Here is a 13,565-nt window from a genome sequence, read left to right as displayed (position 1 = left end):
ACTATACGCCAAAAACGATAGAAAGGTAGATAGAAAGGGTGGACAAAAAAGCAAAAGTTTTAATGAAAGGAAAGTTTAACTATTCTAATTCAAAATTTAAAAAAATGTCAGTAAGAATTTTGTTAGTTCTTACATTTATCTTTGTATTTCTTTTTGGAATAGAGATAATTAGTAACACTAGCATTAATCTTGATGGTGAAGTGTTACTAATTCTATTTGGAACAATTTATTTTGTAGGAGCAATATATTTGTCTGAGATAATTTATGAAAAGTTATTCTTGAAAGAAGTTGTAATAACTAAATGCACAAAGGGTGTAAGGATTTTGGTTGGTAGTGACGAAATTATAATTCAGATGAATAAAATACGTAGAGTTAAGGCAGAATTGAGTTATGGTGTAGGTTCAAGAGGAAGCTCAAGAGGAAGCTCACGATCAAGCGCTAAACTAGTAATTTACACAAACACTGAAGTATTTCATTTTACTACCTCGGGAATAAACGAAGATGTTAAAAAAGTTGAGAGCTATATCAACAAAGGTATAGAGATAAATAGCCAGAAGAGTTCTAAATGAACTGGATACGTTTTTTCAAAAACGATCGTTCGGAAAAATAGGTTGTTTTGTCCAGCTGCAGCGCGAGATCTTCCAGGTGAATTAGATATAATGACGAACAATCTCAGATGCCAGGACTATGGCCAAACAGAAAATTTCGAACTATATATCAAAAAGGATCAATAAATAATTGAAATGGAGCAAGATAAATGAATTTTTCAAGCATTCAACAAAAAAATATACCAGGATTAAATTTTTATGGTGATGTAACTGATAAGGCAATTGACAATTTAGAATCTAGTTTTCAAGACTTGTTTTTCCAGTCAGAAGACTATGAATTACAAACATTTGAAAGACAGTTCTTTGAAGAAAAAAACACTAAAACAATATTGGTGAAAATGCCTGCGGCTATTCAAAAAATTAGTCATAAGCTACCCTTCTACAGAGCAGTGTTACAAGAAGAAATAGATAGTGAAAATTTAAAGAAGGTCAAGACTATTCGCTATTACGTGGATATGAACCGTGTTTTCTATGTGCAGATTATTTTTGAAATGAACTAGAGACACTATCCCAAAAAGGATCAATAACTGAAGGGGGAAAACATGATAAAAATATTCAAGTATGGATTTTATAGGTATGTGAAAGCAATTTTTGCTTTAGTAATTTTAGTAGGAGGATTTTTCTTTGCTTACAAAAATGAACTTTTGAATTTCGAGGCAATTGTTCTATATATTCTGTTTGCCATTTTTTTAACGATTCTTGTTTGGTGGCAACTATCCAGTCAAATCATACTCAAAGAAGGGATCATTACAATTAAGTGTTTTGGAATGACTATTAAAGAAATGAAGATAAATAATACATTATTCAAATTTAATGGATATGAAGACTCTAATACTTATCGTTCTTTGACTAATAAGTCGGAACCTTACTATTGCATTAGTACTACAGATAAGAATTCAAAAGACCACTATAAAATAAAGATATATGATAAGAAAGACTATCTGATTTTTTCGAGCACACTTCAAAAAATAGTGAACTTAACTTAGTTCCTAAAAAGGATCAATAGCTGCATGCATTAGATCCACAGAAAATGAAAATATTTCTTGATTAATTGTAAAAAACGCTTTACTAGAAACCTTATATAATGTATAATATATTTATACATTATATAAGGTTTTTAGATTAGGAGTGATCAGTTGAATTTGAAAGAGTTAGGTATTATGACGTTTCCTGAAGCAAGTGAAAGATGGAATAAAGAACGTACGTATGTTTTACAGCAATATAATAATTATCCTGAAAAGTTCCTTGAGGGAACTTTTACTAAGATAGGCAACGGAAAAGGAACGCAGATCATAAGTAGGGAAGGTATGGAGTATCTAACTGGCATGACGGAACAAGAAGCAAATAATGAAGTATGGAAAATAATTGTTTTGCAGGACTCTAACATTGTAAATGAAAAGATTGCTACTTCTGAAAAAAAGGCTCATGTTCAATTTTTGAAACTTGTACGAGATTATTTAGAGCGGACAGGTGTTTCTATAAAAGATATTCCAAAGCCAACGTACCTAGATAAGGCTCAAAAGAATCGTGGAATCAAATTTGACTTTGGTACAGTTATTTACTATAAAAAAGAAAAATGAAGGAGGAAGAATGATGAAAAGAATGTTAAGTGAGATTGAATCAGACTTCAATGAGATCAAAAATCAGAAAGGCTCATACAATAGAAATTTGGCACTAGTAGAATTAATGAATGAACTGGAAAAGCATTACACAACAATGATGATTTATGAAACTGAAGAGCAGCTGCAAGCAGAATTAAAAAAGAATGCTGCAATGAGATTATACAGGGAAATTTCTTTTGCTAGAACCAATGAAGATTAGTTCCCAAAAAGGATCAATAATTAAGGAGAAGTGAAATGAAAGTCACCAGTCGGACAGTAGTAGTTACAGTTTTTCTCTCATTATTTGTGTTAGGTACGGTAGGTAGCATAGTATATAGAAAAGCTGAAGATAAGAAAGCAGAGCAAGAAACTGAACAATATTATTACGATTATTTAATATATGGACGTAATGACCGAAGAAAAATAAGAATAGAAGATTCAAAAAAAGATTAGCTGAATTAAATAAAAATGGAATAAGTGGTATGTATATTGAACAATTAAATATAACGATTAAAGAAAAAATGCAACAAGTATACAATATCGGCGATGAGAAAGGGCAAAAAAAGTGGGGAGATTTAACTGTAACAGAACAATATATTGCTGGTGAAGGAACAGGGAAATTAGGAGATGAATCTTGTAAGGCGAAAAATATAAGGTATGAAATTGATAATTTTGCTCGTATGGCGGGACTTGACAAGACAGATATATATAATTATATATCTGATATTCCCAAAAAGGATCGGTAGCAGCATGCATGAAAAATAAAGGAGGAACAAAAATGAAAAATAGAACAAGGTTAAAAATATGTGGATTTGCAATACTTATTGTAGGTGCAACGATTGCTTTTAAAAATCCGTATCAGTGTATTTTATTGACGATAATTGGTGCAGTGATTTTAAACACCACATATAAAATGGATTGAAGATTAGTTCCCGAAAACGATACGAAAAGGAGATTGTAATGGGGCAACACAAAAATAAAAAAGAAAAGTTATGGAAAGAAGGAGGGAAGACACTTAACCAAGTAGCAATTATTTTTGTAATACTATTTGTCATTCAAAAAATACTGGATATTATTAAGTATAGAGGTTGGCCAACTATAACAATACCGAATGAAAGCTTTCCAAATAACGATAATCTTTCAACGACCGTAAATATTGGGATATTGATATTTATTATTCCATGTATGATAGCTACTCAATTCAATTTTAAAATAGCTACCAAAAAACAGAAGAATCGTATCATAGGAATCTTGCTTTTGTTTGCATTGATATTTATTTATACATTGTATGATGTATTTACAAATGTTTTTTTATGTGTAATAAGTTGTGTCTAAAATGATCAGAAAGAAGTGTGAAGAAAGATGAAAAAAACTATTTGTTTTGTTTTAGTTTCAGTTACACTATTAGCGAGCTGTGCTAATAATGAATCAACCGGGTCTGTAGATTCAACTAAGCATTCGGTCACTAATTATAGCACTCATAAAAAAGAAGAAACCTCAGTATCAAGTTCGATAAAAAAAGAATCAATAGAAACTACTCAAAGTTCACAAGTAACCACAAATTATGAGGAAGCTAAATACCCTAAAATTACAAAGACGTTGCTTAATGGAAAATCTTGGTATGAAGGAAACTCTACTGGTGTAGAGAACCAACCAAGACAAGGTTTTACTGAAGATAAGCTTCATGACCTTTTCGGTAATGAATTGGAATATGAAATTGTTGCTGATGATAATGAACAAACATATAGAGTTCTTGATTCTAGAAAAAATGAACTTGTTGATATTAAACTTAAAACAAAAATTAGAGTGAGTAAACCAACGGTTGACGGTACTTATAGAGACGTATCCTACTATTTATATTATAAATATGACGGAACATTGATGATTGCACTAGAAGGAACTCCGTCAGAAGAAAGTGATTTGACAAGTTATCCTTTGGAAGAAATAAATATTTGGGAAAATTAGAGTTAATGAACAAACGGTATATTTCCAAAAGTGACAGCTATAATATACTCAAACAGTTATAAAAAACGATCAGTAAAGGTGGTTTATAAGTTGTGGTAAATAATATAATAAAATTTCTATTCTTAGTTTTTGTTGTGATCTTACCTTTCATTAGCTATAGAAATTTTAAAATAGAAGCTACTGGAAAAAAGAGTAATGCGTACTATTACTGGAAGATACTGTTTATTTCGAGTATTCTTCTTCTACTCTCTTTAATGCTACCAACTTTAATTTATTTCATTATAAGCAGATAAAAACAGAGTGCTAAAAACGATCGATACTTAAGCTTAAGGAGGATTGTATGAAAATAGAGTTTCGCTTGTTGGATAAGACAACAGAGACATTAAGAATTGTCTATTTCCAAAAAATGGAAAGATAAAGAGCTTTTTTTTTTACAAGTGATCCTCAATCAGCAAAAAAATATTGGCTTGATCGATTAGCTGAAGAGGATATCGATTTACTTCAAAAGGCAAAATCAGAAACGGCAATTACTGTATCAATAAAGTTAGTGCTGTAACTAACCTAAAAAAGATTGAAAAGGGGTAGAAAAATGATTTTTAAGCAAAGAAGTGAAGAACAGAAGCTAATAAAAAAAGTTGAACACGAATTATTGAAACTTAAACGTAAACGGGACTTTCTACAACCTAGAGTAAAAACTACTTTTTTCTTAAAAAAAGAAGTTGTCCCTGTTTCTCAATGTGAAGAAGTACAGGAAATAACTAGTAAGATTATTGAATTAGAAGACAAATTAGTGGTTCTCAAAAACGATGAGTTGGGACAGATATATGGGTGATAGAGAGCAACAACGAAAATTTGCACAAAATTCAAATATAAAAAATAGTGAATATGATCGTCAAAATACTAATGTGATAGGCGTACTAATGCAGAAAACAAAGGAAATATACTAGCTACAGACATTGAAAACCAAAAGAGTCCTCAAACAAATATATTACTTGTAAATATTATAAGTGTTGTGTTAGGAGTAGGATTTTTTATTTTTATTATTCCGATAAGCAAATATTTTTTAAGAAAAGATTTTTATTCTGGTTCATTATTCTTATTAATCTCACTTGTAATTACGATTCTTTTTGTTTACCTGATGATATTTGTTGGAAACAGAATTTTTCGTATTAATTATTGATTAGATTAGTACTACCAAAAAGGATCAGAAAGAAGTGGAATAAATGGAGTTTAAAGATTTTCAAAAGAAAAATATTCCAGGATTAACTTTTTATGGTGATGTGACAGAAAAAGGACTAATAAACTTAAAAGAAAGTTATACAGATTCTGAAGCGTTTGAAAAGGAATCCAAGTGTTGTAAGATAGAAGGTTTTGTATGGCCAAGTATTGATCAAGACTTCATAGATCAAATGAAATAAAAAGAAAATATATAGGAGGTAATATGATCAATAAAAAAAACTCGTTAATCCTTTTGCTTTTTTTGGTTGTGCTGGTTGCTATTACAATTATGTTGTTTAGTTTCAATGTAAAATGGAAAGTATTTAGAATAAAAGAAACACCCACTATTGAAAATAGTTTAGACAAGTCGAGTAGTAAAATTAAGCATCAAAATATTACTATGAGTTCTTTAGATGGCTGGTATATTGGGTATAGTAACGGTGAAACTGTTGACCAGTCAAATGAGAATACAAATACAGGTAATCTAGATACTATAGTACTGTTGAAGATGACTCATATTAAAACTAAGGATGGGATTCAGACGAGAGTACAATATTTACCTATCACGGAGGAATCTTTGAAAGGAAATTTGATGGATTCAGTAGTTGAAGAACCCCACATTTCTATTATTAAGCTTTATAATTTTAATCAGGGATTATATTCAGCTCAATATCAAAATTTTCAAAATGAAGTTTCAGGGAATAATGCTTTTGTTTACTCTTTTGAAAAAAAATACGATCAGCTTCTTATGCGTTTTGAAGGTCTGGTTAACAGATCCTTCTCAGTTACCTATGTACCTGATCAAATGGTACATTCTTTAACCTCTGAAAATATAGAGGGCTTTCAGAGGAAATTGGATGAATTAGAAGTGGTTAAGTTACAACCAGCAGAGAATTTAATAAATCAAGCGGCTTCTCAACATGTTGGACAAGAAGGTATACCAGTTACAAAATAAAAAAATATCATTGTGTCACCAAAAAAATGGTTCGAAAAAGTAGCCGATTTTTGTTAATAAGAAAAAAATCTCGAAAAGGATCATTTTCAGAGAAATTATTCTCTTAGTACAATTTTTTTAAAATAAATTACTTAAATAGCCTGTCCAACAATTAATACAGTTGGACGGGCTACTTTTTTATTCAAAAAGAAGTGACTCAATTTCTTTGGATAATTCAGGATTATGAATATCTAAACCAATAATTGATATTTTTCTTTTTTGATTTTTCATATCAATTACAAAAGACTTTAATGCTTCAACTCCAGAATGATCTAAGATATGAGAATAAGAAAAATCTATTGTTAGCTGTTCGTTGTCATAATTAACAGTTTCAAAATAATGGAGAAACGAATGTGTGGAAGCAAAAAATAAGGGTCCTTTTACTGCAAACAAATCATCTTTTTGAACAATTGAAATCGTGGATAGCTTTGCCATAAAAATGACTGCGCTTAATAGAACACCTACAAAGATACCAATCGCCAAATTATGTGTATAAACAACAACACCTATCGTCACAAGCATTACTAGACTCTCTGTTACTTGGAAAGAGCGGATGAGAGATAAACTTTCCCATTCAAATGTTTCAAATGAAACAGTAATCATAATACCAATAAGAGCTGCAGTAGGTATCTGTATCATGATATCTTTTAGACCAAAAATTAGGATTAATATAGCCATTCCCGCAACAAAAGTAGAAAGTCTTTTTCGTCCACCAGATTTCACATTGACCACAGCTTGACCAATCATTGCACAGCCTGCTGGACCACCAAATAACCCCGTCACTATATTTGCAAGACCTTGTGACTTCACTTCCCTTTTATTATCTCCTTTGCTTCCGGTCATTTTATCAACTACAGGAATAGTCAATAATGATTCTATCAGACCTACCATTGTTAAAGCAACTGCTGTTGGAAAAATGATAGAAAATGTTTTAACAGTGAAAGGAACCCCTGGAAATGATAATGTTGGTACAATTGTCGACATATTTCCCATATCTCCAATTTTTTGTAGATATCCTGGGTAAGCCAATGCAACAACAGTCATTACTATAATAACAATTAATGCAGGTGGAACAGCTTTTGTAACTTTTGGAAGTCCGTACATTAGCATGATTGTGATAATTACCATGGAGTACGTCCATATTGATTGCCCAGGTAATTGTTGTACTTGAGCTAGAAAAATTAAAATGGCTAAGGCATTTACGAAGCCAAACATCACAGTTTTTGGAATAAATTTCATTAATCTTTGAATACCAAGATATCCTAGAACTAATTGCATAATACCTGTTAAAATAGTTGCTGCTATCATATATTCAAGACCATGGCTTTTAATTAGCGCAGCCATAACGAGTGCCATAGATCCTGCGGCGGCTGAAACCATGGCTGGTCTTCCACCTGTAAAGGATATAATTAAAATAGTTGTTGCTGAAGCAAATAGTGCTGTCATTGGATTTACTCCTGCAATAATAGCAAAACCTACAACCTCTGGAAGTATGGCTATAGACGAAACTAGACCAGCAAACAAATCATTTTTCCCATTTCCAATCCACTCTTCTTTTTTTATACTAAATAACATGTAGATAAATCACACCCTTTTAAGTTTTTAGTTGCATTTGACAACTTTATTATAGTATCATAGTCACATTGTTAAATAAAGTCTTAGGTGAATTTAAATACAATTAAAATTAACCCTATAGTGAATTTTTGAGGTGATTGAATAGATGAATATTGGAATAAGAATTCAAGAATTAAGGAAAGCAAACCACATGACTGCAAGAACATTAGCTGAAAAAATTAATATTTCCCCATCTTTTATTTCTGCAATAGAGAATGATACAACAAAGCTCTCTTTAAAGACACTAACATATATTTGTGAGGCATTAGGTGTATCATTGTCAGATTTTTTCAATCCTAAATTAAGTCCTACAGATCAGAAATTAATAACTGTTATTATGAGTTTACCAGAACAAAAAAAATATGAACTTCTTCAGTTTTTAACAGGCTTAGAAGAGAAGTAGTTTTTCCATAGATCAAATTTCTGATTTTAAAATTACCACTCAATTTCTGTAGCTTTTTAACCATTGTTATTAACTCAAGAGATGATCTTGAAAAAAATGTTTACTTCTCATTGACACAAAGTAAATGGAGTAAGTTCATGACTAAACGTTTATTTGTACCAGCAGTTTCAATTATATTTAATGGTGATAATAGATATAATAATAAGAGTAAGAAAATTAAAGTATCTCTTAGCATTGAAAATGGAAAAAAACCGCAGTAATTAAAGTACAATTAATTTCACGAGATACAAACAAAATTTTAGGACGCCAATGTCCCACGTATTCTTATGATGATTGGAAAAATGTGGAAATTGCAAGTAAGGGGTTGTTTAAATACTTAGATATCAATAAGAATTTTTATGATGAATTTAACGGATTTAACGGTTCTGATATTGTATTACCGAACCCAGAAGCAATTAAAAAATTTGATTAATTTACAATCGTAATTTAAATATATTAATCTTCCCAAAAAGGATCGTTCGGGAAAATAGACCATATTGTCCAGTTGCAGTGTGAGATCTACCGGAGAAAAGGGTCAAAGAGACGAACGATTGATTTTACCTAGTCAATGAATAAAGTTAGAATTACGAACTATGTATAGAAAAGGATCAGAAATGAGTGTGAGTGAATTTGCGTTGTCGTCTAGTCTGATATTGATAACTTTACCAGTTGAAATGATATTGGCTTTCTACTTATTAACTAAAATCATAGTTACTGTATTTAAAACAAGCCTTTATTCCAAGACTACCTTCGGAAAGAAAAACTATAAAGGATTGCAAACTTTCATGAAAAGTCCGTCACCGCCTATTTATATAGGGGTTAACATTATTCCTAAAGGATAGTAAAACGTATAAAATTAAATCGCAATTTAGGGACAAAAACATGTTATTAATAGTAGATATTATCTTGTGGATTATGGTGTTTTTTTAGTCTTTCTTCCAGCCACTGCTTCACCAACTCGATATCTTCATTCTATTTTTAGCTATCCTACTAATATTTTGATATAAAAACAGCTTCCAGAGTTTGATACCAACTGTATTTTCCAGTTAAAATTATGGATGATACAACAAAATATCTGAATAACTAAATTAAATATGTCATAAGCTATAAAATATGGTAGAATTATATTATTCGATAGTTTCATTCATTTGACGACTTTATATTCATTGAAATTTAGGAGTAGATGAATATATGCACAAATTTTCTAAAACGATTCAGTTATCTGTATTATTTCTCGTAGTAATGGTAGTTTTAGTATTTTTTATTTCAGCGATAAAAATTATTGTATTTGGAAATGAAGCAGATGTTATTTCCGTATATAAATTAAGCGCCAACTTAATTGATACAATGATTAAGACAATTTTTAATTAACATAATTAAAATATTTCTAATGAAATAATGATTTACGGTCGGAGTCTAATTGAAAATAAGATTTGAATATAAGTAAGCTAATCAAGTTGAATGAACCCAACTTGATTTTTTTCATAAAAAAAACTCCCCTGAACCTAGGGAGTTAAAACTAGCTATTCCACTATTCATTTTTGTTTTTCCTTTACTTTGTATTCTGATAGTAATAATCAACAAGAAATTGTTTAAAAATTACTACTTAGCTCCTTATTAATTTAATAGCAATTTTTACAGACGTATACTATCAAATTTAGAGATAACGATTTTATATTATTCGCCAAAATAATTTTAAAATTTTTTCAAAATTTAGATCGGATCTTAGAATAGCTGTTTTCATTAATTTCAATAAATATATGCATTTACATTATATCATAGTTGTGACAACTATGATATAACTTTAAACTGAAAATAATATTTTCGATCATTATTTTGTTTACTGGTAATCAACACTAAAATAATTATCGTCAGTTAGTTAACTATTACGACTGAAGGAGGAAAATTTTTAATGCTAATTCATGGTCAAGAACACGGTAATTCGCATGGCTGTGTTTACTCTATCAAATTTTCTAATGTAGTAATAGTAGTATAGATGGTGTGGGAAGAAGGTTTCTTAACTTACAATAAAGGATCTATAAATATCCGTGCAGAAATGAAATTAGCGATATATCAGTATATTGAGAAAACAAACTCTTTATGTTTCTTATCATATAAATAGAAAAATTGAGACTACCAAAAAGGTTAGAAAAGAGGATTAGTATGACTAATAACAAAGAGACAAAACAACTAATAACGGATTTGTATAACAGTTTTAAAGACCATCAAGAAAATAATTATGCGGAACTAAAAGAGGTTTTATTAAAAGTATATAAAAAGCTGGATGTGTCTATAAATGAGGAAGCGTTAATTGCTAGACTAACTAACTTTATCTATTTTAAAACACTCACTGAAAAATGGAAATTTAATCCAGAACAAAATCAAATTATAAGTGAATTGAGTGATATAGCTAAATCAGCTGGGGTGAATAACAATTATAGAGGTGATTTAGGAAGCTTGTCTCAGTTTGACTAAATTTGAGTGAACTAACTTCTCAAAAAAGATAAGATAGGTGACTCATGAATAGAAGGAAATTAAAGCATAAAGGTAAGTCAGCAACGCCCATTTATCAAAGTATTCTAATGATATTTTATTGTATAAGTGCCGTTGTCTTAGTTTTTGTCTCTTTTATCTTTTTTGGAAGATATGGGCGTCCTAGCATGTATGAACGCTATAAAATTTTATATAGAGACAATACGAACGAGCTTTTTTCAGCGATATTGACTGAAGTAAGCATAAGTTTAGTACTATTAGGTGTGAGGCTGGGACAGAAGCGTTTAATCCCGAGAAATAAGAAGGAATTCACGAAAATTGTTTTTCAAATTTTTTTGAATTTCAGCTTATTTCCGAAGGGATTGCTTCTGCTCCCACCATTTATTCGCATTTAGGGTGTGCTACAAAAGTGATTTTTACTTTTGTCCCACACCCTTTGTTTTTAAAAAGAAGGAAATATAATCGAATTAAACAAAAAAAGTTTCCTAAAAAGGATCAGTAGGAGGATAAATGATGGAATTAACAACCAGTCAAGTGGGTATGATCTTACATGGTATGTATATGTCAGACTACTTTGAATCTGAGGATTTAGAAGAAGCATTACAGCAACTTATAGACGATACAGAATCAACTATTGGAATTACTGTCCAAACAGAATTACCAAGCGTTGATCCAGTGATAGAGAGACTAGTAAAAGAACGCAAAAGTTTAATTGAGTTGGCACCTAGCAAAGAACAAGACAATTTTATAGAAGCCCAAAAATATATTGAGGGATTTGAATATGCTATAGAAATTCTCAAAAAGGATGGTTAACTCCTGATAGACAAAAAAGACCTACCTTAGGGAGAAGGTAGGAAAAAGAGTTAAAAAAGAAGAAAATGTTTTGTTAGGGTTATTTGATATAAGTAAACAGTATCTTATAATAATGAAAAATAGGAATAAAAATCATCATTTTCATTATTAATTTAGAAATTACCAATTACTAGAAAAGAAAATTTGTAAACAAAGTAACTAACTTTTCAGGCTAGACTGATACACACGGGAATGTTTACGATATTGTTTCACAACAATAGGAATAGCGATAGCAGCAAGTACAACAAATGTTTTTTTCATAAAACCATTCCTTTCTAAAGTATCTATTATATTTCAAGTGCCGAAGCACGACGTGGACGGTAGGATTCGAACCTACACCTCGATGATAGAGTACCAACAAACGTTTAGCCTCTGGGAGTTAAACACCACGTTCACCCACATAATTTAAGAGTAGCGAAAGAGACAAATGAGTCTCTTTCACTCAAAAATTTGGAACAAGTTTCTTACTTTCTTTGTAGAATAAATAAATAAATTTGAGATATCTAATTGTTTCAAAAGCAATAATGACCTCCTTTGTTTATCTGTATCTAGAATACCGTTTAAACCTTAAATCAACCCTAAAAAAGTAAGAAGTAAATGTGAAGAATGATTAATAAAGTGATAAGAGCTATATTACCAAAAAGAATAGTTAGAGGCTAACTATGAAAATAAATACTATTTTAAATTTTCATATAATTTGTCTTCTATCAGAAAGAAAGGAAAGTGGTTACTGTGATTGCTTTTATTTTATTATTTCGTAGTTTATGGAGAATCTTAAAAATTCTATTCCTTCAAGAAGAACAAAAAGCTATTATGTTAGCCGTTCTCTTTATTTTATCGATAGGCACTTTTTTCTACCATGGTGTAGAAAGCATGAGCTTTTTAGATGCCTTATACTTTTCTGTAATTACACTTGCCACGGTGGGGTTTGGCGATTTATCTCCCCATACAGCAGTTGGTAAAATTTTCACAATAATTTATGTTTTAATTGGAGTAGGTATTATTTCCGTAATGATTGCCAACTTTAATCACGCAATGGCCACATACCACAAAGAAAAAAAGAGTAAAAAGCAATAAGAGGGTAAATATAGTTAGAATACCAAAAACAATCGAATAGCTGTATGCATTAGATCCAAAAAGGAATGGTAGATGAAAAATGACTAAATCTTGTGGAAAGAAACTAAATGATGGTGATTATATCTACTATGTCGATAAAGGATTTTATCATGAAGAGTGTTTGAGCTTAAAACCAATAGCTTAGATTGTTAGAGATGGAAAGGAAAAACAGGAAAAGAAATTGAACAAGTTTCTTCGCATACGTGAAGAGCTTAATGAAGATTGATTATCTCAAAAAGGATTAATAACAGAAGGAGTCAATATGGAAATTATAATTGATAGACAAAGTGTATGTATGGGGGATGATGTTACAAGTCACGAAACTAAAAATGAAGTAAACGAACATATCACATTTCTAGAACTCTTTGAAGAGTTAATAGCAAAAAATTATTTTCCTCATATTCAAGGAAATGACGTCGTTTGGATTCTAAGATTTGATGGGAAAGATAGGATTGCTTGGAAAACAAAGGAAAATAAATTTTATGAATACAATAAGACTTATTGTTCGATAAGTAAGAATGGAAAAAGGATTCCAGAGGTTACGTTTATTTATTATTCATCAGTTGAAGAGTGGTCAGAAAGACGTGAAGACTGTCTAGAGAATAAGATAGTGCAAATAAATTGGTTGGATAAGTTGAAGAATTTTTTTTATAAATAGCTAT

Annotated in this window: 20 protein-coding genes and 1 tRNA gene; 19 read left to right on the top strand and 2 right to left on the bottom strand. The window is 30.4% G+C overall.

The features are described from left to right. The first annotated feature begins 38 nt into the window (after positions 1–38). The 13 genes from IGJ50_RS15675 (at position 39) to IGJ50_RS15615 (ending at position 6,347) form a co-directional block, all read left to right on the top strand. Complete coding sequence (locus IGJ50_RS15675; protein ID WP_429951328.1) at positions 39–569, top strand: hypothetical protein; 531 nt, start codon at positions 39–41, stop codon at positions 567–569. A 188-nt stretch (positions 570–757) separates the two neighbouring features. Next, positions 758–1,108: a hypothetical protein gene (locus IGJ50_RS15670; RefSeq protein WP_429951326.1), complete on the top strand. Its 351-nt coding sequence runs from the start codon at positions 758–760 to the stop codon at positions 1,106–1,108. 42 nt (positions 1,109–1,150) lie between these two features. Then, positions 1,151–1,594 carry a hypothetical protein gene (locus IGJ50_RS15665; protein WP_429951324.1) on the top strand — a complete coding sequence of 148 codons (444 nt, stop codon included), beginning with the start codon at positions 1,151–1,153 and terminating at the stop codon, positions 1,592–1,594. Between the two features lie 150 nt (positions 1,595–1,744). Continuing rightward, positions 1,745–2,188, top strand: coding sequence for a helix-turn-helix domain-containing protein (locus IGJ50_RS15660; protein WP_429951322.1), 444 nt, complete (start codon positions 1,745–1,747; stop codon positions 2,186–2,188). Between the two features lie 13 nt (positions 2,189–2,201). Beyond that, the gene (locus IGJ50_RS15655; protein WP_429951321.1) at positions 2,202–2,429 is read left to right on the top strand and encodes a hypothetical protein; all 228 of its coding nucleotides are present in this window, start codon (positions 2,202–2,204) and stop codon (positions 2,427–2,429) included. 35 nt (positions 2,430–2,464) lie between these two features. Beyond that, entirely contained in the window at positions 2,465–2,662 is a 198-nt protein-coding gene (locus IGJ50_RS15650) for a hypothetical protein (RefSeq protein ID WP_429951319.1), read from the top strand. 29 nt (positions 2,663–2,691) lie between these two features. After that, positions 2,692–2,955, top strand: coding sequence for a hypothetical protein (locus IGJ50_RS15645; RefSeq protein ID WP_429951317.1), 264 nt, complete (start codon positions 2,692–2,694; stop codon positions 2,953–2,955). A gap of 32 nt (positions 2,956–2,987) precedes the next feature. After that, positions 2,988–3,131: a hypothetical protein gene (locus tag IGJ50_RS15640; protein WP_157804652.1), complete on the top strand. Its 144-nt coding sequence runs from the start codon at positions 2,988–2,990 to the stop codon at positions 3,129–3,131. Positions 3,132–3,169: 38 nt separating this feature from the next. Further along, the gene (locus tag IGJ50_RS15635) at positions 3,170–3,544 is read left to right on the top strand and encodes a hypothetical protein (RefSeq protein WP_429951315.1); all 375 of its coding nucleotides are present in this window, start codon (positions 3,170–3,172) and stop codon (positions 3,542–3,544) included. Between the two features lie 27 nt (positions 3,545–3,571). After that, a complete protein-coding gene (locus tag IGJ50_RS15630) occupies positions 3,572–4,174 on the top strand; it encodes a hypothetical protein (RefSeq protein WP_429951313.1) in 603 nt (200 codons plus the stop codon). Between the two features lie 589 nt (positions 4,175–4,763). Beyond that, entirely contained in the window at positions 4,764–5,006 is a 243-nt protein-coding gene (locus IGJ50_RS15625) for a hypothetical protein (RefSeq protein ID WP_429951311.1), read from the top strand. Between the two features lie 391 nt (positions 5,007–5,397). After that, positions 5,398–5,592: a hypothetical protein gene (locus tag IGJ50_RS15620; RefSeq protein WP_429951309.1), complete on the top strand. Its 195-nt coding sequence runs from the start codon at positions 5,398–5,400 to the stop codon at positions 5,590–5,592. 23 nt (positions 5,593–5,615) lie between these two features. Further along, positions 5,616–6,347 carry a hypothetical protein gene (locus IGJ50_RS15615; RefSeq protein ID WP_429951306.1) on the top strand — a complete coding sequence of 244 codons (732 nt, stop codon included), beginning with the start codon at positions 5,616–5,618 and terminating at the stop codon, positions 6,345–6,347. A 177-nt stretch (positions 6,348–6,524) separates the two neighbouring features. On the opposite strand, the gene IGJ50_RS15610 is transcribed toward IGJ50_RS15615, so the two are convergent. Beyond that, complete coding sequence (locus IGJ50_RS15610; RefSeq protein WP_429951304.1) at positions 6,525–7,961, bottom strand: SulP family inorganic anion transporter; 1,437 nt, start codon at positions 7,959–7,961, stop codon at positions 6,525–6,527. A gap of 145 nt (positions 7,962–8,106) precedes the next feature. On the opposite strand from IGJ50_RS15610, the gene IGJ50_RS15605 reads away from it, so the two are divergent. The 4 genes from IGJ50_RS15605 to IGJ50_RS15590 all read left to right on the top strand — a co-directional run bounded on the left by IGJ50_RS15605 (position 8,107) and on the right by IGJ50_RS15590 (position 11,748). Further along, complete coding sequence (locus IGJ50_RS15605) at positions 8,107–8,403, top strand: helix-turn-helix domain-containing protein (protein ID WP_429951302.1); 297 nt, start codon at positions 8,107–8,109, stop codon at positions 8,401–8,403. A 137-nt stretch (positions 8,404–8,540) separates the two neighbouring features. After that, a complete protein-coding gene (locus IGJ50_RS15600) occupies positions 8,541–8,663 on the top strand; it encodes a hypothetical protein (protein ID WP_429951300.1) in 123 nt (40 codons plus the stop codon). Between the two features lie 1,942 nt (positions 8,664–10,605). Beyond that, entirely contained in the window at positions 10,606–10,917 is a 312-nt protein-coding gene (locus tag IGJ50_RS15595; RefSeq protein WP_429951298.1) for a bacteriocin immunity protein, read from the top strand. Between the two features lie 531 nt (positions 10,918–11,448). Further along, complete coding sequence (locus tag IGJ50_RS15590; RefSeq protein WP_069640181.1) at positions 11,449–11,748, top strand: hypothetical protein; 300 nt, start codon at positions 11,449–11,451, stop codon at positions 11,746–11,748. 351 nt (positions 11,749–12,099) lie between these two features. Here the strand turns inward: IGJ50_RS15590 and IGJ50_RS15585 are convergent. Beyond that, a tRNA-Ser gene (locus tag IGJ50_RS15585) sits at positions 12,100–12,183 on the bottom strand. Positions 12,184–12,519: 336 nt separating this feature from the next. Here IGJ50_RS15585 and IGJ50_RS15580 point away from each other — a divergent pair. Both IGJ50_RS15580 and IGJ50_RS15575 read left to right on the top strand, forming a co-directional pair. Beyond that, positions 12,520–12,864, top strand: coding sequence for a potassium channel family protein (locus tag IGJ50_RS15580; protein ID WP_069640195.1), 345 nt, complete (start codon positions 12,520–12,522; stop codon positions 12,862–12,864). Positions 12,865–13,165: 301 nt separating this feature from the next. After that, positions 13,166–13,561, top strand: a complete 396-nt coding sequence (locus IGJ50_RS15575) for a hypothetical protein (RefSeq protein ID WP_069640177.1) — start codon at positions 13,166–13,168, stop codon at positions 13,559–13,561. Positions 13,562–13,565: the final 4 nt, after the last annotated feature.

This window comes from Enterococcus sp. AZ101 (genome assembly GCF_050499005.1).
GTDB lineage: Bacteria > Bacillota > Bacilli > Lactobacillales > Enterococcaceae > Enterococcus_L > Enterococcus_L ureilyticus.
The sequence above is the reverse complement of the archived record's forward strand: the minus strand, read 5'-3'. Positions and strand labels throughout refer to the sequence as shown.